We start from the raw sequence: 23,783 nt of genomic DNA, 5'->3' as shown, positions 1-23,783 counted from the left end.
TGTATTCACCGCCCTCCCGACGCAGAACTTCGCGTCGGTTGCACCTGCGAAGCACGCAGGCACAAAAAACCCACCAGTTTGTCGGAGGTGGGTACCGCTATACGAGGAGTTTCTAGGCTCCGTTTAGTAATTTTGCTACTGGCCGAGTGGCGCGTCAAGAGGCTGGGGCGAGTTCGACTCTCACAGGAAGTCAGCGCAAGTTAGAGCTGGCGCGACGCTTATCCAAGGCGGCAGCGATCCGCTGCCAGGCAGCACATCCTGGCTCGTTGCCTCAGTACACATGGCATCAAGACCGTGAATGAAAAGGCCAAGAACCCAGGAGCAAAACGGAAGACGTGCAAGCCCCGCATCCATGAAAACCCATGCCTCCGATCTAGATCTACACGCACCCGCCTACGCCATCCAGCCCATACAATCCCCTTTACCAAAGACTTGGCCAATCGGGGGAACGGCATGACGCCAGAAATCAAGGCAAGGCAGCTCATCGACAGCAAGCTGGAAGCGGCGGGCTGGCTGGTTCAGGACGCCAAGCAGGTCAACCTTGGGGCTGGCAGAGGCGTCGCGGTCCGCGAGTACCCCACCGATAGCGGCCCGGCCGACTACGTCCTGTTTGTTGACCGCGAGTCGGTCGGCGTCATCGAAGCCAAACGTGATGAGGCTGGTGAAAACCTCACCATGCATGAAGCCCAGACCGAGCGCTATGCCAATGCCACCCTGAAATGGCGCAAGAGCAAAGAGCCTCTGCGCTTCCTGTACGAAAGCACCGGCCAGATCATTCACTTCACGGACGGACGCGATCCCCATCCCCGTGCGCGCGAGCTGTTCCACTTCTTCCAGCCCCAGACCCTCGCCGATTGGGCAGCCGAAGCCGACACCCTGCGCCACCGGCTCGCCGAGCGCATGCCGGCCTTGCCCGAGGAAAACCTTCGCGACTGCCAAGTCAGCGCGGTCACGGGGCTGGAGCGCTCCTTGGCCCAGAACAGGCCGCGCGCACTGGTCCACATGGCAACCGGCGCAGGCAAGACCTTCACCGCCATCACCTCGGTCTACCGCCTGCTCAAGTTCGGCGGGGCCAGGCGTATCCTGTTCCTGGTGGACACGCGCAATCTGGGCAAACAGGCACATCAGGAATTCATGGCCTATACGCCGCCCGATGACGGCCGCAAGTTCACCGAGCTGTACAACGTCCAGCGCCTGACGAGCAGCCAGATCGACCCCCATGCCCAGGTGTGCATCAGCACCATCCAGCGCATGTATTCCATCCTGTCCGGACAACCAATCGACGAATCGGCTGAGGACGTCTCGATGGCTGAACTGCCCTCGGCGATCAAACAGCCCAGGCCGGTCGCGTACAACGCTGCCGTCCCCATCGAGACCTTCGACTTCATTGTCATCGACGAATGCCATCGCAGCATCTACAACCTGTGGAAGCAGATGCTGGATTACTACGATGCCTTCCTGATCGGCCTGACGGCCACCCCGGACAAGCGCACCTTCGGGTTTTTCAACGAAAACATCGTGGCCGAGTACAGCTACGAGCAGTCCGTCGTGGACGGTGTCAACGTCGGTTACGACGTCTACGAGATCGACACCAAGATCACCAAGGCCGGCGCCGAGCTCAAAGCCAAACAGTGGGTGGACCACCGCCATCGCGAAACCCGCAAGAAACGCTGGGCCGAAACCGATGAAGACGTGGCCTACACCGGCAAGGAGCTCGACCGCTCGGTGGTCAACACCAGTCAGATTCGCAAGGTCGTCCAGGCGATGAAATCCGCCGTAGAGACCAGCATCTTCCCCAACCGCAAGGAAGTCCCCAAGACGCTGATCTTTGCCAAGACCGACAGCCACGCCGACGACATCATCAAGGCTGTCCGGGAGGTCTACGGCCAGGGCAACGCCTTCTGCAAAAAGGTGACCTACAAAGCCGATGAAGATCCCGACACTGTCCTGTCCAATTTCCGCAACGACTACCACCCGCGCATCGCCGTCACCGTGGACATGATCGCCACCGGTACCGATGTGAAGCCATTGGAAGTCCTGTTGTTCATGCGCGATGTACGCAGCAAGGGCTACTACGAGCAGATGAAAGGGCGCGGTGTCCGCAGCCTGGACATGGAATCGCTCAAGAAAGTCAGCAACAGCGTGGACAGCGCCAAGACCCGCTTTGTCCTGATAGACGCGGTGGGCGTGGAGAAGTCCCTCAAGACCGAAACCCGCCCGCTGGAGAAGAAGCCCGGCGTCAGCCTGGACCAGCTGCTCAAGAGCATCGCCGTTGGCTGGCAGGACGAGGACACCGTGCTTAGCCTTGGCAATCGGCTCATACGCCTGAACAAGCAGTTGGATGACAAGGCGCTGGCCCGCATCAGGCAGACCGCCAAGGGTGCCAGTCTGTCCGAGCTGGCCCGTGGGCTGGTGAGCGCGGCAAACCCGGACCTGGTCCTGGCCGACGCGCTGGATGCGGCACAGGCAGCGGGCATCACCCGCAGCGCAGAGACGATCACTCCCGAAGAACTGGACGCCGCTCGCACCAAACGCATCGCCGTCGCCTGTCGCCCCTTCGACGATCCAGCGCTGCGCGATGAGATTGAGTCGGCGCGCCGTGAGCGCGAACAGCTGATCGACCATATCAACCTGGATGAGATCACCTTTAGCGGCTACAGCAAACAGGCCGAAGCCCAGGCAAAGACGACCGTCCAGGCCTTCCAGGACTACCTGCAACAGCACAAGGATGAGATCGCCGCGCTGGGCTTCTTCTACGCCCAGCCCTACCAGCGCCGGCCACTCACTTTCGCCATGATCGAGGAACTGCACGAAGCGATGGGGCGCCCGCCGCTGATGCTGACCACCGATCGGTTGTGGTCGGCGTACGCCCGCGTGCAGGCCAGCAAGGTGACGGGCGCCAATACACGCCGCCAACTGACGGATCTTGTTTCACTGGTGCGCTTTGCATTGGGACTGGACGATGAACTGCGCCCCTACGCCGATAGCGTGGACAAGCGCTTCCAGACATGGATTTTCCGGCACAATGCGCGCCGCACCACGTCGTTCACGGCAGAGCAGACCGAGTGGCTGCGCTTGATCAAGGACCACATCGCGTCCAGCTGTGCGATCAGCCGCGAGGATTTCGACTACGCGCAACTGGCTGGCAAAGGTGGTCTGCAGAAGGCGTGGAATGTGTTTGGTGAGCAGCTCGATGGATTGCTTGATGAAATGAATGAGGAGTTGGTGGCTTGAAAGAGACCTGTCTGCCCGCCAATTGGGCAATTGCTTTCTTGGATGACCTTCTGTCACGTATCGAAGCCGGGAAGAGCTTTAAGTGTGAAGAGCGCCCTCCTGCTAGTACGGAGGTTGGTGTAGTTAAAGTCAGCGCTGTCACTTGGGGCGAATACCAAGAAGCAGAGAGCAAAACCTGTACCGAGCAGTCCCGAATCAACTCCACACTATTTATCCAAAAAGGAGACTTCCTCTTCTCACGCGCTAACACCATTGAACTGGTTGGCGCATGCGTTATTGCAGAGCAGGCCAGCCAGCGAATCATGCTTAGCGACAAGATTTTACGATTGCATTTCGCTGACGAACACTACAAGCGATGGGTTCTGCATTTCCTGCGAAGTCATTCTGGACGAACTCAAATTGAATTACTGTCCTCAGGAAATCAGGACTCTATGCGCAATATTGGGCAACAGCGCATTAGCCTGATCCAAATACCTATTCCACCGAAGTCCGAGAAGGATCGCATCGTTGAAAAGCTCGAAGAGCTGCTGTCCGACCTCGATGCCGGCGTGGCCGAGTTGAAGGCGGCGCAGCGCAAGCTGGTACGGTACCATCAATCGCTGCTGAAGGCTGCCGTGGAAGGCACCCTTACCGCTGACTGGCGTACTGCCCGCGCGCAAATCGGTGAACAGCAGGAGACAGGTGCCGAGCTTCTGCAGCGCATCCTCACCGAGCGCCGCGCCCGCTGGGAAGCCAAGCAACTCGCCAAGTTCGCTGAGCAGAGCAAGGTTCCGCCGAAAGCCTGGCAGTCCAAGTATCCCGCACCTATTACGCCTGAAACTTCCGGTTTGCCCATCCTCCCGGAGGGCTGGGTGTGGGCTTCTGTTGAGCAGTTAGGCGAAGTCCAGCTCGGGCGTCAACGCTCACCGGATAAGATGAGCGGACTGTGCCCCGTCAAGTACATCCGTGCAGCAAACATTACAGAGCAAGGTGTCGATTTCAATGATGTGCTGGAAATGGATTTTAGCGCAGATGAGATTTTGACATTCAAGCTCAATGCGGGCGATGTTCTTTTGACTGAGGCATCAGGAAGCCCACATCACGTTGGGCGGCCTGTAATTTGGCCAAACGTGACTGGAGTCTTCTGCTTCCAGAATACAGTCATTCGATTCACTCCCCGAGCTGTTAGTCCTGACTATGCATTCTGCATTTTTCAGGCGTGGCAAAAACTAGGAATTTTTCAAAAACTATCTGGCGGCGTGGGAATTAATCACCTGAGTGCAGGAAAATTTTCAGCTATTCCTGTGCCGTTACCTCCAAGGAGTGAACAAGCTGCGATGGTCGGTGCGATCACCACCGCATTGGAATTAGTCTATCGACAAGAGCTGGCAATAAAGCAGTCACTCATGCAGTCCAACGCACAACGCAAAAACATCCTCAAAGCCGCCTTCGCCGGCCAGCTCGTTCCCCAGGACCCGAACGATGAGCCCGCTAGCATGCTGCTGGAACGCATCCGCGCCGAGCGCGTCGCAGCCGATGCGAAACGCGCAGGCAAAACTACGCGAAAGACCAAGGAGCGCATATGAGTGACAGCCAGGGCGAACTGATCCTGTACCGCACAGAGGACGGCCAGGCTGATATCCAGCTACGGGCAGTAGACGGCACCGTGTGGCTGAATCAGGCCCAGATTGCCGAGCTGTTCGACACCACCAAGCAGAACATCAGCCTGCATATCCGCAACGTGCTGGACGAAGGGGAATTGACCGCCGAGGCAACTGTCAAGGAATCCTTGACAGTTCAAACAGAGGGCAAGCGCCAGGTCAGCCGTGCGGTTCAGACCTATCGCCTGGAGATGATCCTGGCGGTGGGCTACCGGGTGCGCTCTCCGCGCGGCGCCCAGTTCCGACGCTGGGCCAGCACGGTGCTGGCTGAGTACCTTGTGAAAGGCTTCGCCATGAACGATGCCCGCTTGAAGGATGCCGAGCGGGTCGATTACTTCGAGGAACTACTGGCGCGGATCCGCGATATCCGCAGCTCGGAGAAGCGCTTCTACCAGAAGCTGCGCGACCTGTTCAAGGAAAGCAGCAGCGATTACGACGGCACGGCACAGATGGCCAAGACCTTCTTTGCAACCATCCAGAACAAGCTGGTCTTTGTCATCACCGGCAAGACGGCCGCCGACCTGATCGTGAGCCGCGCCAATGCCGAGGCGGAGAACATGGGCCTGACCAACTGGCCGACTCCGCGCATCCGCAAGGCCGACGCCATGGTGTCCAAGAACTACCTGCACGCCGACGAGCTGGACCAGCTCAACCGACTGGTGACGCGGTTCCTGGACTTTGCCGAGGACCGTGCGCTACGCCGCATGGAAACCCGCATGGCGGACTGGATTGCACAGACCGACCGCTTCCTGGCATTCGACGAGCGCCCTGTCCTGAGCAATGCGGGCCAGATTTCCCACGACCAGATGGAATCGGTCATCGGCGAGCGATTCACCGCTTTCGATACCCGCCGACGCGATACAGAGCGGCTTGCCGCCGAGCAGGAGGCTGCCGCCGACTTGGCACAACTTGAATCCGAAGCAGCCAAGCTGCTTCCAGGCAAAAAAAAATAAAGGAAAGGCCAAGTGATGAACAGCAATACCCTGGTCCAGAAGCTCTGGAATTTCTGTCACACGCTGCGCGATGACGGCGTTGGCTATGGCGATTACCTGGAACAGCTGACTTATCTGCTATTCCTGAAACTCGCCCACGAATACTCGCTTCCGCCCCACAGCCGAGGCACTCACATCCCGCGTAGCTGCAACTGGAACAGCCTGAGGAAACTGACCGGTGAGCCGCTGGAGGCGCACTACATCAAGGTGCTGCACACGCTAGGCGATGAACCCGGGATGCTGGGCGCCATTTTCTTCAAGGCGCAGAACAAGATCCAGGACCCAGCCAAGCTGGCGCGCTTGGTACAGATGATCGATGCGCAGGAGTGGCTGAGCCTGGACATTGACGTCAAGGGCGAGCTGTACGAAGGCTTGCTGCAGAAGAACGCCGAAGACACCAAGAGCGGCGCCGGCCAGTACTTCACGCCGCGCCCGCTGATCCAGGCGATGGTGGAGTGCGTGCAGCCCGAGCCCAAGAAGACCGTTGCGGATCCGGCCTGTGGAACGGGCGGCTTCTTCCTTGGTGTTCACGAGTGGCTGACACGTCCGGGCAACCGCCTGAATCCGTCCCAGGCGAAATTTCTACGGCACGAAACCTTCCATGGCAACGAGATCGTGGCTGGCACGCGTCGCATGTGCCTGATGAATCTGTTCCTGCACAACATCGGCGAGCTGGACGGGATTCCTGCCGTCGAACGCTCGGATGCGTTGATTGGCGAGCCCTCGAAACGGGTCGATTATGTGCTGGCCAATCCGCCCTTCGGCAAGAAGAGCAGCATGACGATCACCAACGAGGACGGCGAGGAAGATCGTGATGCCCTGACGTATGAGCGGCAAGATTTTTGGCAGACCACCTCTAACAAACAGCTCAATTTCCTGCAGCACATCGTCTCGATGCTCAAGACAACGGGACAGGCCGCTGTGGTGCTACCGGACAACGTCCTGTTCGAAGGCGGGGCCGGCGAGAAGATCCGCCGCAAGCTGTTGCAGAACTGCGATGTGCACACGCTGCTTCGTCTTCCAACGGGCATTTTTTATGCGCAGGGCGTCAAGGCGAACGTACTGTTCTTCGACAACAAACCCAAGGACGGCAAGGTTCACACCAAGGGCGTATGGATCTATGACCTGCGCACCAACAAGCACTTCACCTTGAAAACACGTCAACTCAAGCGCGAGGACCTTCAAGATTTCGTCGATTGCTACAACCCTGCCAACCGGCATACGCGCAAGGAATCGGAGCGCTTCAGGTACTTCGACTACGAAACGCTGACCAAAAGCGACAAGGCCAGCCTGGACATCTTCTGGTTGAAGGACGACAGCCTGGATAACCTTGATGATCTGCCACCGCCGGATGTGCTGGCACTTGAGATCATTGACCACCTGGAGGCGGCGCTGCTGTCTTTCCGTGAAGTCAGTGCGGCACTCCCTCGCTCAAGCGCCGAGTAGCTATCGACAGCTGGTATAAAAAGGCCCCGTTTTCGCGGGGCCTTTTCCGTTGTTGCTGTTATGAGCTCTGCCCTTAGGCGCCCTCAACCAAGACTCAATCCAAGGCAAGCATCCGACGCACAGTTTGACGTGGGTCTGGATGCAAACAAGTCGCCTGGCAGAGCCCGCCACTCACTCGTCCCCAGCAAGGAACCACACCGGCTTGAGCGGCATGCGGGTGCGTGCGACGTCGTCGAGCTGGGCGTAGTGCGCGGTCCACAACCCCAGCAGCTTGCGCGCATCGATCAGGTTGATGCGGCGATGCGACTGCCGCGCCTCGTAGTCGGCATCCTTGGTGAAGCCGGACAAGGCCACGAACAGGCCCACATCACCCTCGCCTAACACGGCCATGAAGCTGCGCAGGCCCATCACATCGATGCGCGGGGAGTTGGCGTTGCGCTTGACCTGCACCTTGATGCGCGGCGGCCGGGTGCCGAGCGGGTCGTTGTAGGCGATGATGTCGGTGCCGCCGTCCTTGCCGGGCGGGGCAATCCAGGCGACGTGATAGCCCATCGCCTTCAATAGCGAGCCGACGAGTTCCTTGAAATCGTAAGGCGGCATGGCCGCCAGATACGCCTCGATCTCGGTCCAGGCCCTCTCCTCGGCTTCTTCCAGGGTGATGGTGGCCGAACCCTCGCCGATCTCTTCCTCGCCTTCTTCGCCCTCGGCCGGGTCGGGCTGGGCGCTCTTCCATTTTGTGTAGAGCTGGCCGACCGCGCGGTTGAACTGCTCCGGGTCGGGATAGGCCTGCAAGGCGGCCTCGCCGTCGGGCGTCAGCGTCCAGATGCCCTTGTCCTTGACCAGCCAGCCCGCCTTCACGGGCTCCACGGTGCTGAACCGCACGATCTTCTCGAAGCGGCGGCCGCCGGTTTCGTAGTTCCCTTCTTCGTACTCGGTCAACGTGGCCTGCTTCGCCAATATCTCCAACGCTTCGCTGGCTCGCATCCCCTCCGGCTGCGCCTTCAGGATCTGGAACAGCATGCGAATCAGCTCGCCTTTGCGGCGCTTGGTGATGTTGGCCATCGGCTTTTCCATGACTCCGGTGTCTCGGGTGCGGGACGCGTACTCAATGATAGCCGCCTTCACGCTGGGGCTTAACGCCGGAAGCCCTCCCTGGCTTAGCCCTCGTGCGACTTGTCCAACCGGACACCGCCCATTGCGATCCAATGGCATCTGCCTCCCTCCGCGTCCGGATGTGTTGGGCGGCAGGGCGTTCCGGCTTTCGCACCCATGCTCTTTAACCCATCCGGGTACCATGCCGACACTTCCCGCGATATGATTCCCCCATGCTTCACTCTCAGCGGGTGGCCTTGACGCCTGCTGACTCAATTCAACCCAAGTATTGCGAGGATGCGATGGACCGCGGACTGCAAGAAGAAACGGTGGATCGGTTGCGGCGGGCGGTGGAGAGGTTAGCGCGTGGCGCGGGCACGCCCGACTGGGCACCATCATTAGCCGACATTGCCAGGGAAACCGCAGCCGCGTCATCGGCGACGCTGCCGCCAAGTAGCGAACACCCCCTGTACCAACGCGCTGTCTCAGACCTTTCCGTTCTTCAGGAGGCGCTCTCCGAAGTGATGGCCGTCATGAGCGATCCACAGCGCTTCCAGACGCTGCTTGCGTCGAAAGGCCAGGTTCCCGTAGTGATGCAACAGCATCTTGCATTGATGGAGACGCTGGATCGGGCACTCGGCTGCATCGTGGGGCTCATGCAATACGACGTCCACGACCGCTACCTGCTCGCCCCGGAGGATGGCTTCATGATCTCCAGCGGCAGTATGAGCTACGGGCGCAGCCGCTTCCGGGGCCGTGCCGGCTAGGCCCTAGCCGCGCTACGCAAAGACCAAACACAAGGATTGCCCATCCCGGGCAGTGAGCACGGGCACTACGAGCCCGATGCAGTCGCCGCGTTGTATCGAGACAAGGAGAAGTTATCGTGACATCGAAAATGCGTGCGTTATTTCCCATGGGAGCCCTGCTCTTGGCAGGTTTAGCCATGCCAGCACTGTCCTATGGGGCGGAAGTCGAGCCAAAGGCCTTTCCCGAGCCCGCGCTCCTGAACAAGGCAACGCAATTCTCAGATCAGATGGTGCAGGAGCGGCCCGAACTTCGGCTCATCCTCAACAAGCTTGGCTTGCAATACCTACATCAACTTGACCCTGACACGGTCTATCAGCTCGATATGCGAACAGGCGAGCTGAAACGATTGAGCCACGCACAAGCCGCGTCGGGAAAGGATGCCAGTCCGGCAGGAATCTTCTGGGGATTCGGCACTCCCGCGGTGCGCATATCCGGTGGAGCCGGCATCAATGGTGAGGCCAGCACTACCGTGACCTGCCCGTTTTCGGCACAGACCGCAGAAGTCAGCGGCTTCATGGCCTCCACGGTATCCCGCGATCCCATCGCGGGAATACGCAACGGCATCCTTGTCATCGACAACGAGCTGGATAGCAAAGCGCAAGTGCGTTTCGGCGTCCTTCGGCTGGCCGGCGGCGCACGCAATCCCGCCAACCGCACCGCCCTGGAATCAGTACACATTGGCAGTTGCGGCGACGAAGTACGTGTCAATGCGCTGGTGACAACGTGGCCACCGAACCGCGTGGAGCTGGCGATCGACGATACAGGCTCGATGGACACGCAGCTCAATGGCGTAAAGTCGGCACTCGCCAGTTTCGTGGAGAACAACAATAGTGGCGAGCAACAGCGTGCCACGTCTTACGAGTTGATCAGCTTCAAGGATGCGCCGACGTTACGGCTTTCCAATACCGAAGATACTGCCGCTGTGATCAATGCCGTGCAGGCGCTCACCGCGAGCGGCGGAGACGACTGCCCAGAAGATTCGCTGGGCGCGATATCTCTTGCACTTTCACGCATTGCGGAGGACGAGGATGCCGAAGGGTCAGTGATTCTGGTCACTGACGCCTCCCCGCATTCTGGCGATGTGGATGGATTGATCGCCCAGGCCCACGCCAGTGGGACACGCGTACATGTGTTGCTATCGGGCGATTGCGTGGCCAGCGCAGCCGGACGAACCCGTGCTGCCAACGGGAACAGCGGCGAGTCCGTTGCGGCGACTGAGTCCTCCCGCGACGTGTTCTCGCGCCTAGCACGGGAAACGGGAGGCCTGTATTTCTATGCGCCGGATGCCACATCCGAGGTGTACGCAGATCTTCTGGGAGAAATTTTCCAAAGTGTGGCTGAGGGTGTCACCATGCTTGAGCCGGCTGTACCGATAACCGGTCTGGAAGGTGCAGCAGGCACCGATCACTTGTTCCGGCTGGAGGTGCCGGTCGGCACAAGCAACTTACGTGTATTGAGCTACAGCGGCAGCGGCAACGTATCGCTCTACATGAAGCGGGGAAGCATCCCTACAGCCACGCACCATGACGTGTTCTCGACACGTCCGGGCAACAACGAAACACTGAACGTCGCTACACCTGCCGCTGGCACCTACTATGTCCGGCTCAGAGGCGAATCGGCGTATTCCGGCGTTTCATTGCAAGCCAGGCTGACCGAATAGCGCACTCTCTGCCCAACCAAAGGAGAAGGCCCCTCGGGCCTTCTCCACTTCGCATAGCACCGAATCGCTCCTGGAACAGGAAAGGCGTGACCTAGGCGGGCAGGCCCGAGCGCGTCAGGCCTTCCAGTTCGCGCGGGTCGGTCGGTTCGGCGCTGAGTTGCTTGCCGGGGCCGGACAGGTTTTCAAGTGGCGAGGTCATCCATTCCTCCGATCACCCAGATCTTGGGTTGCTGCAGCACCCGCTGCAGGAATGCGTTTTCGTCGCGCAGCCGCTTGGCGTAATCGGCGCGCGTGTACAGCGTGGGATTGACCGGGCGGCCCAGCCGCGCCTGCATGCCATCCAGCGCGCGCATCAGGTCGGCATAGCCCAGCGTGTCGGAGATCACCATCAAGTCGATGTCGCTGCGCGCGGTGTCGCTGCGCTTGGCGACCGAGCCGTAGACGAAGGCGGCCACGATGTCCGCGGCGATCGGCTGCAAGGCCTCGCCGAGCGGGCCGGCCAGGCCGATGGTCTTCTGCACGATGCCGAGCAGCTCGTCGTGGATGGGCGAGTGCGGATTGGCCTGGTAGCGCTTCTGGTTTCCTATGCGCTGCACGCTGAGCAGGCCGGCATCGACCAGCTTGGCCAGTTCGCGCTGCACCGCGCCGTTGCCGGCGCCGGCGGCCGCGATCAGTTCGCCGACCCCGAAGTCGCGCTGCGGCTGGCCGTACAGCAAGGCCAGCACGCGTTGCTGGGTGCGGGTGAACAAGGCATCGGCCAGGCCCGATGGCCGCATGGTTGCGGCACGCGGCGCTTCGGTCTTTACAGTGGCGGTGGCGGCCTTGTTACCCATAATGGGTATGTTATTACCCAATCTGGGTATTTGCAAAGCCTTTTGGCTGGGCCGGGCGAAGGCTCCCTGGTCGGGAGCCAGCCGCACTCGACCAGCCACCCACCCTCACCCCTTCCGCCCCGCCAACCACGCCTTGATCTGCGGCACCCGCTGCGCGCGCAGCTTCACCCGCGTGCGGATGTCGGCGATGGCCTTGTCCGCATCCCGGCGCGAGGTGGCAGCGAGGTAGCGATCGGCATAGGCCTGGATCTTGTCGACCATCTTCAGGTCATCCGAACCGGACCCCAGGTAAGGGTAGTAGCGGGCGCGCGAGGTGGTGTCGACCAGGGTGTCCACCTGGTCGCGGTGGGCCACGGCGAAATCGAAGGCCAGGTCCGGGTGCTTGTCCGAGACCGCCGAGATCATGGAGGCGCTGTTGGTGGCGCCGGGTTCGTCGGTCAACGCCATGTCCAGGGCGCGTTGCGCGAGGGTGGCGTCCTTGGCGGTAGCCAGCAGCAGGTAGTCCTGGTCGCGGATCATCGAGGACGTCTCCTTCTGCGCCATCCGGTGCAGTGCGTCCCAGGTGGCGGCGTCGGCATGGCGGGCGACGATGCCCAGCACGCTGTTGCGCAGTTCCGGCGACAAGGCGCTGGGATCGGCCTGGAATGCGGCGAAACGGCGGCGCGCTTCGGCGATCACCTGCGCGTCGCCCATGCCACCGAGCGTGTCGATCAGGTGCGCGCGCAATTTCTTGTCCTGGGCAGAGTCGCTGGCGCGGTCGTCCCAGCCCAGGGTGGCGAACTCCGGCGCAAGCCGCGACAGCGCGTAGTGGCGCCAGACCGCCTGGTTCTGCGGGTCGTTCTGGAACAGGTCGTCGATGCCGGCGTAGACCTTGGCGACAGTGGCCCACAGGTCCGACGCCGCGCCCACCGGCACCTTGTCAGCCAGGCCGAGCAGATCCGCTTGCGGCTGCAGGCCGACGGTGGCCAGGGCGCTGGTATCCAGCAACACGCCGAGCTGGTCCACCACCGGCAGCGTGGCGAAGCCGTCGGCCAGCGCCTTGAATTGCGCGGGCGCGTACAGCGTGCGGTAGTAGCCCTTCTGCCCGGCGTTGACCAGCACCGGGGCGACGCAGCCAGGCAATTGCAGCTGCGCGCTGCCGTCCACCAGCACACGCACTTCTTTGTCGCCGCTGCGCACCGCCACCGGCACGTGCCAGCGCAGCGGTTGTTTGTCGGGGCGGTCCAGGGTGTATTCGCCCTGCTCCAGGCGCACGACGGTGGTGCCGGCGTTGCAGCTGGTCGCGACCTTGATCAGCGGCACGCCGGGCTGCAGGGTGAAATCGTGCGCCACCTGCAGGAACTGCTTGCCGGGGGCGGCGGCGTCGATTTCCTGCCACAGGTCGCCGGTGACGGCGTTGCCGTAGGCGCGCTTGCCGATGTAGCGGCGCACGCCGTCGCGCCATGCCTCGGCGCCGACGTAATCCTCCAGCATGCCGATCACCGCCGCGCCCTTCTGGTAGGTGATGCCGTCGAAGGCCTGGCTGGCCTGTTCGACGGTGGTCACGGTCTGCACCACAGGGTGAGCGGTGGCGTAGGCGTCGCGGCCCATGGCGGCGCGGCTGACGTAGGCCGGGCCGGTCTTGTCGATATCCCATTCCGGGTGCAACTTGGCGGTGGTGCGGCCTTCCAGCCAGGTGGCGAAGCCTTCGTTGAGCCACAGGTCGTCCCACCAGGCCATGGTCACTAGGTCGCCGAACCATTGGTGCGCGATCTCGTGCGCGGCAGTGGTGAACACGCGCTGGCGGTCGGTCACGTCCGACACCGCCGGGTCCAGCAGCAAGGAATGTTCAAAGGTGAAGATGGCGCCCCAGTTCTCCATGGCTCTGAAGAACTGGCTGTCGCCGGGCGCAGCGATGTTGTCCAGCTTGGGCAGCGGATAGCGCACGCCGAAGTAGTCGTTGTATTCGCGCAGCACGTCGCGGCCGGACTCCAGCGCGAAGCGCGCCTGCTCGGCCTTGCCCTGCTGGGCCATCACGCCGATCTCGGTGCCGTTGTCGCCCTTGAGCGCGGTGCGCTCGAACTCGCCCACGCCCAGGAACAGCAGGTAGGTGGACATCTTCGGCGTGGTCTGGAACGCGACGCGCTTGAGGCCATGGCCGAGGTCGGCGGTGGCCGCCACGGGCATGTTGCCGACCACCATCTGCGCGGCCGGTGCGTTCACCGTCAGGTCGAAGGTGGCCTTGAAGTCGGGTTCGTCCCAGGACGGCAGGACGCGGCGCGCGTCGGAGTTCTCGAACTGCGTGTACAGCGCGCGGCGCTGGCCGTGCGCGGTGGCGTAGTCCAGCGCGAACAGGCCGTTGGCCTGGGTGTTGATGACGCCGCTGTAGTCGATGGACAGCACGTAGCTGCCCGGCGCCAGCGGCTTGGCGAACACGAAGCTGGCGGTCTGCGCGTTGGCGTCGGTGGCGACCTTGGCCACCAGCGCCGCCTTGGCCTTGCCGCCGGTCAGGGTGCTGCGGCCAAAGCGCAGGTCGGCCGCCTGCAGCACGATGCGGTCGGTGGCCTGCAGCACGTCGAGCGCAATGCGGACTTTGCCGTCGAACGTCATCTTGTCGGCGTGCGGGGTGATCTCCAGCGCGTAGTGGCGCGGCCTGGCGGTGCGCGGCACTTGCGTGGGGACCGCGGCGGCCGGCGCGGCGGCGGCAATGGGTGCAGGACTGTCCGGCTGGGCGAACGTGCACGGCGAGACGCTGGCCAAGGCCAGGGCGATAGCGGTCGTCAGGATCTGGCGCATGGGGGACTCTGCGAAGGGGCCGGCGCAGGATACAGAAGGCGTGGCGCATTCGGCGCGGCCACCTGCAACGCAGACAGCGGACGATCAGGTCGAGCCGTTAGCACCCCGCCAATGCCGATCCGATGGCAGCGGCCAGGTCATGCCAGTTGCCTGAGTTGCGCCTCGCTGGGAAAGTCGCGCACGCGAAAGCGCGGCGGATAGAAATCGGGCTGCTGCTGCATCAAATCGGCGACCACCGCGACGGCCTTGTCCCACTCCACGACCACCACATCCGCATCGCCCTCGTCCTTCGGCACGACGAAGGCGATGCGATCGGTCTTCGGCAAGGAGGTGTCGACATCGCGGGTCCAGGTCGCCAACGAGAACTGCCGGCCGCTGCCGTCGTTCTCCTCGAACACGCGGTAGGACGCGACGAAGATGTCGGTCTGGTTTGCGGCATGGATCTTTTCCAGCAGTTCCTTCTGCAGGGAATAGGCCGGCGCCTCCAGCATGCGCTGCAGATCGGCCTGGCGGCGCCTGTGCGCGGGCTGCGGCAGCGCGAACGGCACGATCCGACGCGCGTCGTCGTAGGCGAAGGCCACCGAGGAGATGCAGCGGCCGTGCGCGGCCGCTTCCAGGCTCAGTTCCAGCATGCCGGCCATCGCGGTTTCGTCGCGGTCGCCCACCACCAGCAGGCAATCGCGGGTGGGCAGTATGAACACCGGCCGCCCCTTCACCGGGACGCGTTGCAGCACGTCGGGCAGCACCACGCGGCTGGTGTCGTACGCATCCTGCCATGCGCCCTGGTAGATACCTGCGGCGACCTCGACGAAGCGGTCCGGCGTGGCGTCGCGCAGGTTGTCGTGGGCGATGGCCAGGGCTTGCTCGAAGGTGATGCCCCATGCGTCCTTCGGCCCAGCGAGCAGGGTCGAGGTCGAATCGGGGCGGTCGATCGCCAGCAACTCGACGCAGTCCTCGCTCAGCTCGCGCCAGACGGTCGTAAAAGGCGTCTCCCAGCCGTGCGCGCGGACATGTTCCAGGCGCATTTCCTCGAACATGGCGCGATGGCGCACGACCGGCATCAGCATCGGCCGCGCCTGTTCCAAGGTCTCGATCTGGTTGTCTTCGCCGCCCTCCTCCACGAACGCCGCGGCATAGCTGCGCATCACCTCGCCACGGCGCTGGCGATCGGCCGTGGTGTAATCGTGGTAGGCGTTGTGCAGATTGATGATGCGCCCGCGTGGCGCGACAAGGCGGAATTCGTCCGGCCGGTACACCAGTTCGTCCCGGCAGCCCTGCGCGCGCAACGCCTCCTCGAACAGCTTGGCGAACGCGTCCGGGCTGGGCTTGCGATTGAACAGCTTGTCGAACAGTGCCGTGAGCATCAGCGGTCTTCCTTGTTGGTTGGCGCGGGTGTCCGCGCCTCGGTTTCATGCATCGCGTGCATAGCCTGCCGCTCGCTGTGCGCGGATCGCCAGCACGACCACCGTGTCGGTCACATCCACATAGCGATACGACGCCACGTCACCGCGCGAACCGCGGCCCATCACCAGTTCGCGGCTGTCGCCATGGACCGGGCGGCCGATCAACGGATTGCCTGCCAGCACGTCGAACGCGCTGACGATCTCCTCGGCTCTCTCTTCTGCATGCGCGCGCTCTTGGTCGCGCAAATACGCGGCGATCCGCTCCAGATCCTCGATCACGCCTGGGCCGAGGCGAATGCGCGCCACTTCAGTCTTCCAGCTTGCGCGCCACCGGACGCTTCGCAGGCTTTCCTGCAACCCGGGCTCTGAAGTAGGTGCGCGCCGCGTCCCACGGGATGGTCTCACCCGTCTCCAGGAACTCGGCCCAGCGCTGATCGGCCTGGGCGTGGAAGTCGGCGCGCCGCTCGGCCAGCTCGGCCTTCTCGGCGATGGCTTCCAGGATGAAGTTGTGCGACGTGGTGCCGGCCGCTTCCGCCGCCTTGGCGATGCGGGCCTTGAGCACGTCCGGCAGGCGGATGGTGGTGGTGCTCATGCGGCGCTCCCGGCGATGGGTTCGAGGCAAGGTAGCACATGTGTGGTACAGGCAGCAGGTAGCCGACCGAGTAGGGTTCAGCTCAGCTGACATGCGCGTTTTGCAGATAGATGCGCATGTCGCTCCACGCAATGGCCTTCCCGGACGCGATGATGCAGGCGTAGCGCCGCTCGGCCACCGCGTCGACGTCAGCGCGAGGTTGGGAGTGTCGTCTTGCGTGAGGCATCTTCGTCATGCGGCGATTTTCACTGTGGCCGCAAAAGGAGCATGGCTTGAAGGCGTTCGCGCACAATCCCTGCCCTTCCGGGTTCGGCTACCAAACCGGGCAGCGCATTCGCGAACGCGGGATCGTCCATCAGCGCCGCAAACGCGCTGGCGACCATGTGCCTCAGGTCTTCCGGCGCCATGGCAATTTCATCCACCAGCTCTGCCCGACCGTCGACGACATTGAGCACGTCCTCCAGATCGTGTCTGGAAAGAAAGTCGCCCTGACCCCGCGTAGCGAAGGCATCGAGCTTCGTCGCAACCAACGCAACCGCTGTCACCATCCGTATGGATAAACGCTCATCCAATTCAACTGACTGAGCGGTTTCCACGGCGTAGGCGTACCAACGATTCGAGAAGCCGAGGACCTCGGAATCCACCGGCATCAGATCGAACACCACGCCAGACTCACGATGCACCCAACGACAGACCACGCCGCTTTCCATCTCGCGGGCGAAGCCTTACGTCTGTACGCGCTCTTCGATACGACGGAACCGGGACCAGTCCAGATCCACCACCGCATCGACGTCGTAGGTAGAGCGAACGCTCTCGGCCAATGGATCGGACAGCAACAGGCCAACGACTGCGCCACCGAGGAAGACGACCTGCTCGCGCAATTCGCCTAGCGCATCGGCGATCGCACGTAGATGCGGCAGATTGGGATCGTCAGCTCGCATTACCGAGGCCCAACCGTTGCTTGAGGTGCTTGGCAGCCAATGTGCGCTCGCGCGCACGGCCGATGCGCAAAGCGTCCTGAAGCGCCAACAATTCGTACAAGCCAGGATCGGCCAGCGCAGCGTGCGGCGCATTGGCGGACAACGGCGACACGCCCGGCCCCTTTGCCGTGCCCTCTGCGCTCGGCCACACCGGCGCCTCGCCGGGCGCGCTGGCGATATCCACGGACAGCGGCGGCGCGCCGAACGCCGTGGGGATCCCTCGTCGCACAGGCCCCAAGGTGGCGGGGAACGCATAGCGCACGCCATGTACTGCGAATTCATGCAGCGCCGTACGCACCGCCTCCCATTCGCCGCGCCCTTTCTCAAGCGCCAAGCCGGACGCCGTGCATCGCCTCACGCTACGGTGCACTTGCGAGGCGCTCATCTGCAGCGCTTCGCCCAAGGACGCATACGTCCAGGATCGCCCTGCTTGAGCGACCTGCTTGTACAGCACCACGAGGTCCTGGGGCTTGAGCTCCACAGCGCACCCTTATTCCATATTCCGGAATATGGAATATCTGCCGCATGGCATTGCTTTGCAAGTCTTTTGACCAAAAAAGAAGGCCCCTTGCGGGACCTTCCTGCGGCACTGGTCCCGGCATGCGCCGGGACGCCGGATCACGCGAACGGATCCTGCAGCACCATCGTGTGGTCGCGGTCCGGGCCGGTGGAGACGATCGAGATCGGGCAGCCGGCCAGTTCCTCCAGCGCGCGCAGGTAGGCGCGGGCGGCGGCGGGCAGCTTGTCCCACTCGGTGATGCCGTGGGTGTTCTCGGTCCAGCCAGGGAACTCCAGGTACACGGGCGTGCACTCTTCCCAGCCCTGCGCGTCCAGCGGCGCGTATTCGGTGCGCTTGCCGCGGTATTCGTAGGCGATGCAGATCTTCAGCTTCTCCATGCCGTCGAGCACGTCGAGCTTGGTGATGCACAGGCCGGAGATGCCGTTGATGGCAACGGCGCGCTTGAGCGCGACGATGTCCATCCAGCCGCAGCGGCGCGGGCGGCCGGTGGAGGCGCCGTACTCGGCGCCGCGGTCACGGATGCCCTGGCCCACTTCGTCGTCCAGTTCGGTCGGGAACGGACCGCCGCCGACGCGGGTGGCGTAGGCCTTGGCGATGCCCAGCACGTAGTCGATCGCATCGGCGCCGACGCCGGTGCCGGCCAGCGCACCGCCGACAGTGGTGTTGGAACTGGTGACGTACGGGTAGGTGCCGTGGTCGATGTCCAGCAACGCGCCCTGCGCGCCTTCGAACAGCACGCGCTTGCCCTGCTTGCGCAGCTCGTGGAGGATGCCGGCCACGTCGTACTTCATCGGCTGCACGTAGTCGCCGAAGGCCAGCGCCTCGTCGAAGGTCTTCTGGAAATCGACCGCTTCCACGCCCAGGTACTTGGTCAGGACGAAGTTGTGGTAGTCCAGCGCGGTGCGCAGCAGTTCTTCCAGCTGCGGCGGGTAATGCAGGTCGGCGATGCGGATGCCGCGGCGCGCCACCTTGTCTTCGTAGGCTGGGCCGATGCCGCGGCCGGTGGTGCCGATGGCCTTGCCGCCGGCGGCCTTTTCGCGGGCCTGATCCAGGGCGATGTGGTACGGCATGATCAGCGGCGCGGCCGGGGAGATCTTCAGGCGAGAACGCACTTCCACGCCGGCGTCCTCCAGCTCGCTGATTTCCTTGATCAAGGCGGCCGGGGAGATCACCACGCCATTGCCGATCAGGCACAGCGCGTCTTCGCGCAGGATGCCGGACGGGATCAGGTGCAGCACGGTCTTCTTGCCGTTGATGACCAGGGTGTGGCCGGCGTTGTGGCCGCCCTGGAAGCGCACGACGGCGCCGATTTCCTCGGTGAGCAGATCGACGATCTTGCCTTTGCCTTCATCGCCCCACTGGGCGCCGAGCACGACAACTGACTGACCCATGGCTGGGTAACTCCTGGTTTGCTGCGCGGTCATCGGGGCCGCACGGATGTGGTGGCCATGCACGGGTCTTGCCGGCGCCGGTACGGCCGCTCCATCGGGGAGCGTCCAGGCGGCGGCAGGCCCCTACACGGAAAAAGCCGGTCGAGACGCTCACATGGAGCGGGCCCGGCCGGCTTTTGTGCATTATCCGGGTTTTGGGTGACGCTCACCACCCCCTCGGCCGCTGCGTTCAGCGGCGCGACCGGCGCGCCTGAGCGGCGGCCGCCGCTCAGGCGCGCACCCACCACAGCGCCGCCAGCCCCACCGCCACGGCCATGCCGCCGGACGCACGCAGCTGCGCGGTCGGCGTGGCCAGCATCTGCTGCACCAGCCGCTTCCAGGCCTCCGGCGCGACCAGCAGCACCAGGCCCTCGAAGACGACCATCAGGCACACCGCGGCGATCAGATCGTGCATGGGGGTCTCGGGCAAGGGGGATGGGTTGAGCCGCGCCAGCCTGGAGCGCCTTGGAGCATCTGCAGGAGCGGCTTCAGCCGCAGGCACCTTCGGCAAGTTCCTGTCGCGGCTGAAGCCGCTCCTACAGTGGGGAGCTCGCTCTTACGAGTCCCGAGTCCCGAGTCCCGCCCCCTCAGCGCTCGCTCTTCAGGTACTGCAGGAACGGATCGTTCTTGTCCAGCACGATCACCGCGTTGCCGTCGGCCATGGCGCCGCGATAAGCCTCCAGGCTGCGGTAGAACGCGTAGAACGACGGGTCGGCGGAGCCGGCCTTGCCGTAGATGCTGGCGGCCTGCGCATCGCCTTCGCCGCGCAGCTTCTGCGCGTCGCGCTCGGCCTCGGCGACCAGCACGGTGCTCTCGCGGTCGGCCTGGGCACGGATGGTCAGCGCCTGCTCTTCGCCTTCGGCGCGCAGCTTGCTGGCTTCCTGCTTGCGCTGCGCGCGCATGCGCTCGTACACGTCGGTGATCACCTGGCTGTCGGTCGGCAGGTCGATCTGCTTGATGCGCAGGTCGGTGATCTGCATGCCCAGGGTCTTGCCGGCGGCATTGATCGTGTTCAGCTGCTGCGCGATCAGTTCGCTGCGGTCGCCGGACACCAGTTGCTGCAAGGTGCGCGCATTGATCTGGTTGCGCAGCGAATCGATGATGATCGGCGCCAGGCGCGCGTTGGCCACCTTCTCGTCGCCGCCGGTGGCGCGGTAGAAGGCCCGCACGTCGGAGATGTAGCCGATGGCGAAGAAGTCGACGCTGACATCCTTCTGCTCGGCGGTGAAGTAGCGCGCCGGCGGCGTGTCCAGCACCTGGAAGCGGCGATCGAACACGCGCGAGGTCTCATACGGCAACTTGAAATGCAGGCCTGGCGTGAGGTCGGCACGGGCCACGCGGCCCAGGTTCAGCACCATCGCGGTCTGGTCTTCGCGCACCACGAACACCGAGCTGAACAGCACAATCAGCGCCACGACCGCAACGCCTGCCCACAGGGAAATTCTCATGGCTGCACCTCCTCACGGCCGTTCGGGCGCGGCGTGCGCTCCGGACTGCGGATACTCTCGGCCGGGCCGCCGGACAGCGACGGCATCAGGACCTCCTGCGGCAGCGTCGGCATGCCGCCGCTGGCGGACGGCGCCGGCGCGGCGCTGCTGCTCTTGCCGCCATCGGCCGGCATCGGCACGTAGATCAGCTGGCGGCCGTCGCCGCCGATGACCTTGCGGTTCTCCGACAGCACCTTCTGCACCGTCTCCAGCCACAGCCGCTTGCGGGTGACCTCCGGCGCGCTCTGGTACTGCTGCTGCAGCAGGGTGAAGCGCTCGGCATCGCCCTGCGCGCGGGCGATCGACGCTTCCTTGTAGCCCTCGGCGACGGTACGGGTACGCGCGGCCTGGCCGCGGGCTTCCGGCACCATCTTGGCGGCATAGGCCTGGGCCTCGTTGATCAGCCGTTCCTTGACCTGCTGGGCGCCGTTGACCTCGTCGAACGCCGGCTTCACTTCTTCCGGCGGGCGCGCGTCGGGCAGGGTCAGCCCGGTCACGATCAGGCCGGTGCGGTAGGCGCTGAGCGCGGCCTGCAAGCGGTCGCGCGCGGCGGTGGCCATCGGCCCGCGGTTGTTCAGCACCACGTTGAGGTCGGCGCGGCCGACCTGTTCGCGCACCGCGCTCTGTGCGGCCTGTTCCAGCACCTGGTCGGCGTTGCGCGAGCCGAACACGTACATGCGCGGGTCGTCGATGCGGTACTGCACGTTGAGCGAGACGCTGACGATGTTCTCGTCGCGGGTCAGCACCGGCACCTGGTTGCTGAAGGTCTTGATCTCGGTGGCGTTGACCTTGCGCACCGATTCGATCGGCCACGGCAGCTTGAAGTTCGGGCCCGGCTGCAGGATCCGCGAGAACTGGCCGAAGCGCAGCACCACGCCGCGCTGCTGCTCGCCGATCAGCTGGAAGCTGCTGAACAGCAACAACAGCACCACCGCGGCCAGCACCCAGCGGCCGATGTTGGCGCCGTCGCCGCCGAACAGGTCCTTCAACGGACCGGGCAGCCCGCCCCACTTGCCGCCGCCATTGCCGCCACGAGGCTTCCAGGGATTGCGCCCGTGATTGTCCGAGCCATCTGCGCCCTTGCCGCCGGGTGTATTCCAGGCCATGCATGCTCCAAGAAGGTAGGTGGCGGCGCGTCGGTCCGCGCCGGTCACCGTAAGTGAGTCGCCGATTCTACAAGATGGGGCAGATCCGACGTTTCGAAAGGGCTATCTTGGTGCATTCCTTCGTGCCGACCAAGGTGTTCGCCATGTCGCTCCCCGCCCGCTTCCCCGCTTTCCGCATCCACCAGGACGATGCCGGCTACCGCGCCGCCGTCGAGCCGGTAGGACTGGATGAGCTCAGCCCGGGCGAAGTGGTGATCCGCGGCGCCTGGTCGTCGGTGAACTTCAAGGACGCGCTGGCCGGCACCGGCCAGGGCAAGATCCTGCGCCGTTTCCCGCTGGTGGGCGGCATCGACGTGGCCGGGTACGTGGTCGCCTCCAGCGATCCGGGATTCAAGGAGGGCGATGCGGTGCTGGTCACCGGCTGCGGCCTCAGCGAGACCCGCGACGGCGGCTACAGCCATTACGCGCGGCTGGAGGCCAAATGGGTGGTGCCGCTGCCGGCCGGGCTGAGCCTGCGCGAGAGCATGGTGCTGGGCACCGCCGGCTTCACTGCGGCGCTGGCGCTGCTGCGCCTGCTCGACAACCGGCAGACCCCGGAACACGGCCCGCTGTGCGTGACCGGCGCCACTGGCGGGGTCGGCTCGCTGGCGATCGACCTGTTCAGCCGCGCTGGCTTCGAGGTGCATGCGGTCAGCGGCAAGGCCGACCGCGCCGAGCACCTGAAGGCACTGGGCGCCAGCCAGGTGCTGGGCCGCGACGCGCTGCAGACCAGGCGCCCGCTGGAGTCGGTGCGCTTCGGCGGCGGCCTGGACAACGTCGGCGGCGCGATGCTGACCAGCCTGCTGGCGCAGACGGCGCCGTATGGTAACGTCGCCAGCGCCGGGCTGGCGGCGACCCCGGAGCTGGACATGACGGTGATGCCGTTCATCCTGCGCGGCGTGTCGCTGCTGGGGATCGGCTCGGCCGGCACCGCCCGCGACCTGCGCGACCGGATCTGGCAGCACCTGGGCAGCGACTGGAAACCGCGCCACCTGGACGCGATCTGCACCCGCGAGGTGGAGCTGTCCGGCCTGCCCGCGGTGTTCGCCACGATGCTCGCCGGGCAGTCGTTCGGACGCACCGTGGTGCGGCTGGATCCGGCGGCGTAGACGCCCCCGGAGGGGTGTGATGCGCACCGCTTTCCGGGTGCGCGCCGCTGCCACTACACTCGTGCTTCCAAGGGGGAAACACATGGCACGCATCCTGATCGTCGACGATTCGCCGTCGCAGTTGCTCGGCATCCAGCGCATCGTCGAAAAGCTGGGCCACGAAACGCTCACCGCCACCGACGGCGCGGCCGGCGTGGAAGCGGCCAAGGCGGCGTTGCCGGACCTGGTGCTGATGGACGTGGTGATGCCCAACCTCAACGGCTTCCAGGCCACCCGCACCCTGCGCCGGGAACCGAGCACGCAGCACATCCCGGTGATCCTGGTCACCACCAAGGACCAGGACACCGACCGCATGTGGGGCATGCGCCAGGGCGCCCGCGCCTACATCACCAAGCCGTTTTCCGAGGACGAGCTGTCCGAGGTGATCGAGCGGGTGTTCAGTGGGGAGGATGGGCAGAAGGGGTGAGCGGGACTCGGGACTCGGGACTCGGGACTCGGGACTCGGGACTCGGGACTCGGGACTCGGGACTCGGGACTCGGGACTCGGGACTCGGGACTCGGGACTCGGGACTCGGGACTCGGGACTCGGGACTCGGGACGGCAGGATGATGTCCCAGGGTAAATCGATGTCAAGCGAT

Annotated in this window: 20 protein-coding genes and 1 pseudogene; 8 read left to right on the top strand and 13 right to left on the bottom strand. The window is 64.0% G+C overall.

All coding sequences use genetic code 11. The features are described from left to right. The first annotated feature begins 453 nt into the window (after nucleotides 1-453). From KHF85_RS05345 to KHF85_RS05330, 4 genes are read left to right on the top strand one after another with little or no spacing between them, the layout of a single operon-like run. A complete protein-coding gene (locus tag KHF85_RS05345; protein WP_284568785.1) occupies nucleotides 454-3,234 on the top strand; it encodes a type I restriction endonuclease subunit R in 2,781 nt (926 codons plus the stop codon). After that, nucleotides 3,231-4,799, top strand: coding sequence for a restriction endonuclease subunit S (locus KHF85_RS05340; RefSeq protein WP_284568784.1), 1,569 nt, complete (start codon nucleotides 3,231-3,233; stop codon nucleotides 4,797-4,799). The genes KHF85_RS05345 and KHF85_RS05340 overlap by 4 nt, the downstream gene beginning before the upstream one ends. Next, nucleotides 4,796-5,827, top strand: coding sequence for a RhuM family protein (gene rhuM / locus KHF85_RS05335; protein WP_284568783.1), 1,032 nt, complete (start codon nucleotides 4,796-4,798; stop codon nucleotides 5,825-5,827). Before KHF85_RS05340 ends, rhuM begins: the two co-directional genes overlap by 4 nt. 15 nt (nucleotides 5,828-5,842) lie before the next feature. Beyond that, on the top strand, nucleotides 5,843-7,312 hold the full coding sequence (locus tag KHF85_RS05330; protein ID WP_284568782.1) for a class I SAM-dependent DNA methyltransferase: 1,470 nt from the start codon (nucleotides 5,843-5,845) through the stop codon (nucleotides 7,310-7,312). A gap of 171 nt (nucleotides 7,313-7,483) precedes the next feature. On the opposite strand, the gene KHF85_RS05325 is transcribed toward KHF85_RS05330, so the two are convergent. After that, nucleotides 7,484-8,374 carry a restriction endonuclease gene (locus tag KHF85_RS05325; protein ID WP_284568781.1) on the bottom strand — a complete coding sequence of 297 codons (891 nt, stop codon included), beginning with the start codon at nucleotides 8,372-8,374 and terminating at the stop codon, nucleotides 7,484-7,486. A gap of 263 nt (nucleotides 8,375-8,637) precedes the next feature. On the opposite strand from KHF85_RS05325, the gene KHF85_RS05320 reads away from it, so the two are divergent. Then, on the top strand, nucleotides 8,638-9,171 hold the full coding sequence (locus KHF85_RS05320; protein ID WP_284568780.1) for a hypothetical protein: 534 nt from the start codon (nucleotides 8,638-8,640) through the stop codon (nucleotides 9,169-9,171). A 116-nt stretch (nucleotides 9,172-9,287) separates the two neighbouring features. Next, nucleotides 9,288-10,871, top strand: a complete 1,584-nt coding sequence (locus tag KHF85_RS05315; protein WP_284568779.1) for a pre-peptidase C-terminal domain-containing protein — start codon at nucleotides 9,288-9,290, stop codon at nucleotides 10,869-10,871. A 182-nt stretch (nucleotides 10,872-11,053) separates the two neighbouring features. Here the strand turns inward: KHF85_RS05315 and KHF85_RS05310 are convergent, their stop codons facing one another. From KHF85_RS05310 to hflK, 12 genes and pseudogenes are all read right to left on the bottom strand, one after another. Then, entirely contained in the window at nucleotides 11,054-11,704 is a 651-nt protein-coding gene (locus KHF85_RS05310; RefSeq protein ID WP_284568778.1) for a transcriptional regulator, read from the bottom strand. Between the two features lie 105 nt (nucleotides 11,705-11,809). Next, nucleotides 11,810-14,479, bottom strand: coding sequence for a M1 family metallopeptidase (locus KHF85_RS05305; RefSeq protein ID WP_284568777.1), 2,670 nt, complete (start codon nucleotides 14,477-14,479; stop codon nucleotides 11,810-11,812). 137 nt (nucleotides 14,480-14,616) lie between these two features. Beyond that, the gene (locus tag KHF85_RS05300; RefSeq protein WP_284568776.1) at nucleotides 14,617-15,843 is read right to left on the bottom strand and encodes a DUF1444 domain-containing protein; all 1,227 of its coding nucleotides are present in this window, start codon (nucleotides 15,841-15,843) and stop codon (nucleotides 14,617-14,619) included. A 45-nt stretch (nucleotides 15,844-15,888) separates the two neighbouring features. Beyond that, entirely contained in the window at nucleotides 15,889-16,188 is a 300-nt protein-coding gene (locus KHF85_RS05295; protein ID WP_284568775.1) for a type II toxin-antitoxin system RelE/ParE family toxin, read from the bottom strand. A gap of 1 nt (nucleotide 16,189) precedes the next feature. Continuing rightward, nucleotides 16,190-16,474, bottom strand: a complete 285-nt coding sequence (locus tag KHF85_RS05290; RefSeq protein WP_284568774.1) for a type II toxin -antitoxin system TacA 1-like antitoxin — start codon at nucleotides 16,472-16,474, stop codon at nucleotides 16,190-16,192. 82 nt (nucleotides 16,475-16,556) lie between these two features. Further along, nucleotides 16,557-16,709: a hypothetical protein gene (locus KHF85_RS05285; protein WP_284568773.1), complete on the bottom strand. Its 153-nt coding sequence runs from the start codon at nucleotides 16,707-16,709 to the stop codon at nucleotides 16,557-16,559. Between the two features lie 10 nt (nucleotides 16,710-16,719). Beyond that, nucleotides 16,720-17,415 (bottom strand): annotated as a pseudogene (locus KHF85_RS20475) (hypothetical protein). Further along, on the bottom strand, nucleotides 17,405-17,935 hold the full coding sequence (locus tag KHF85_RS05275) for a MarR family transcriptional regulator (protein ID WP_284568772.1): 531 nt from the start codon (nucleotides 17,933-17,935) through the stop codon (nucleotides 17,405-17,407). Before KHF85_RS05275 ends, KHF85_RS20475 begins: the two are co-directional and overlap by 11 nt. A gap of 137 nt (nucleotides 17,936-18,072) precedes the next feature. Next, a complete protein-coding gene (locus KHF85_RS05270) occupies nucleotides 18,073-19,365 on the bottom strand; it encodes an adenylosuccinate synthase (RefSeq protein WP_053835425.1) in 1,293 nt (430 codons plus the stop codon). A 268-nt stretch (nucleotides 19,366-19,633) separates the two neighbouring features. After that, on the bottom strand, nucleotides 19,634-19,819 hold the full coding sequence (locus KHF85_RS05265) for a DUF2065 domain-containing protein (protein WP_284568771.1): 186 nt from the start codon (nucleotides 19,817-19,819) through the stop codon (nucleotides 19,634-19,636). 172 nt (nucleotides 19,820-19,991) lie between these two features. Further along, nucleotides 19,992-20,852 carry a protease modulator HflC gene (hflC, locus tag KHF85_RS05260; RefSeq protein WP_284568770.1) on the bottom strand — a complete coding sequence of 287 codons (861 nt, stop codon included), beginning with the start codon at nucleotides 20,850-20,852 and terminating at the stop codon, nucleotides 19,992-19,994. Then, nucleotides 20,849-21,997, bottom strand: a complete 1,149-nt coding sequence (gene hflK / locus KHF85_RS05255) for an FtsH protease activity modulator HflK (protein WP_284568769.1) — start codon at nucleotides 21,995-21,997, stop codon at nucleotides 20,849-20,851. The genes hflC and hflK overlap by 4 nt, the downstream gene beginning before the upstream one ends. Before the next feature lie 143 nt (nucleotides 21,998-22,140). On the opposite strand from hflK, the gene KHF85_RS05250 reads away from it, so the two are divergent. Together KHF85_RS05250 and pilH are read left to right on the top strand one after the other, a co-directional pair. Next, a complete protein-coding gene (locus KHF85_RS05250; RefSeq protein ID WP_284568768.1) occupies nucleotides 22,141-23,145 on the top strand; it encodes an acrylyl-CoA reductase family protein in 1,005 nt (334 codons plus the stop codon). Between the two features lie 82 nt (nucleotides 23,146-23,227). After that, on the top strand, nucleotides 23,228-23,611 hold the full coding sequence (gene pilH, locus KHF85_RS05245; protein ID WP_003467543.1) for a twitching motility response regulator PilH: 384 nt from the start codon (nucleotides 23,228-23,230) through the stop codon (nucleotides 23,609-23,611). Nucleotides 23,612-23,783: the final 172 nt, after the last annotated feature.

It is taken from the genome of Xanthomonas graminis pv. graminis (assembly GCF_030168915.1).
In the GTDB taxonomy this organism is placed as follows: Bacteria; Pseudomonadota; Gammaproteobacteria; order Xanthomonadales; family Xanthomonadaceae; genus Xanthomonas_A; species Xanthomonas_A translucens.
Note: the sequence above shows the minus strand (reverse complement) of the source record. Positions and strands in the feature narration are given on the sequence as shown.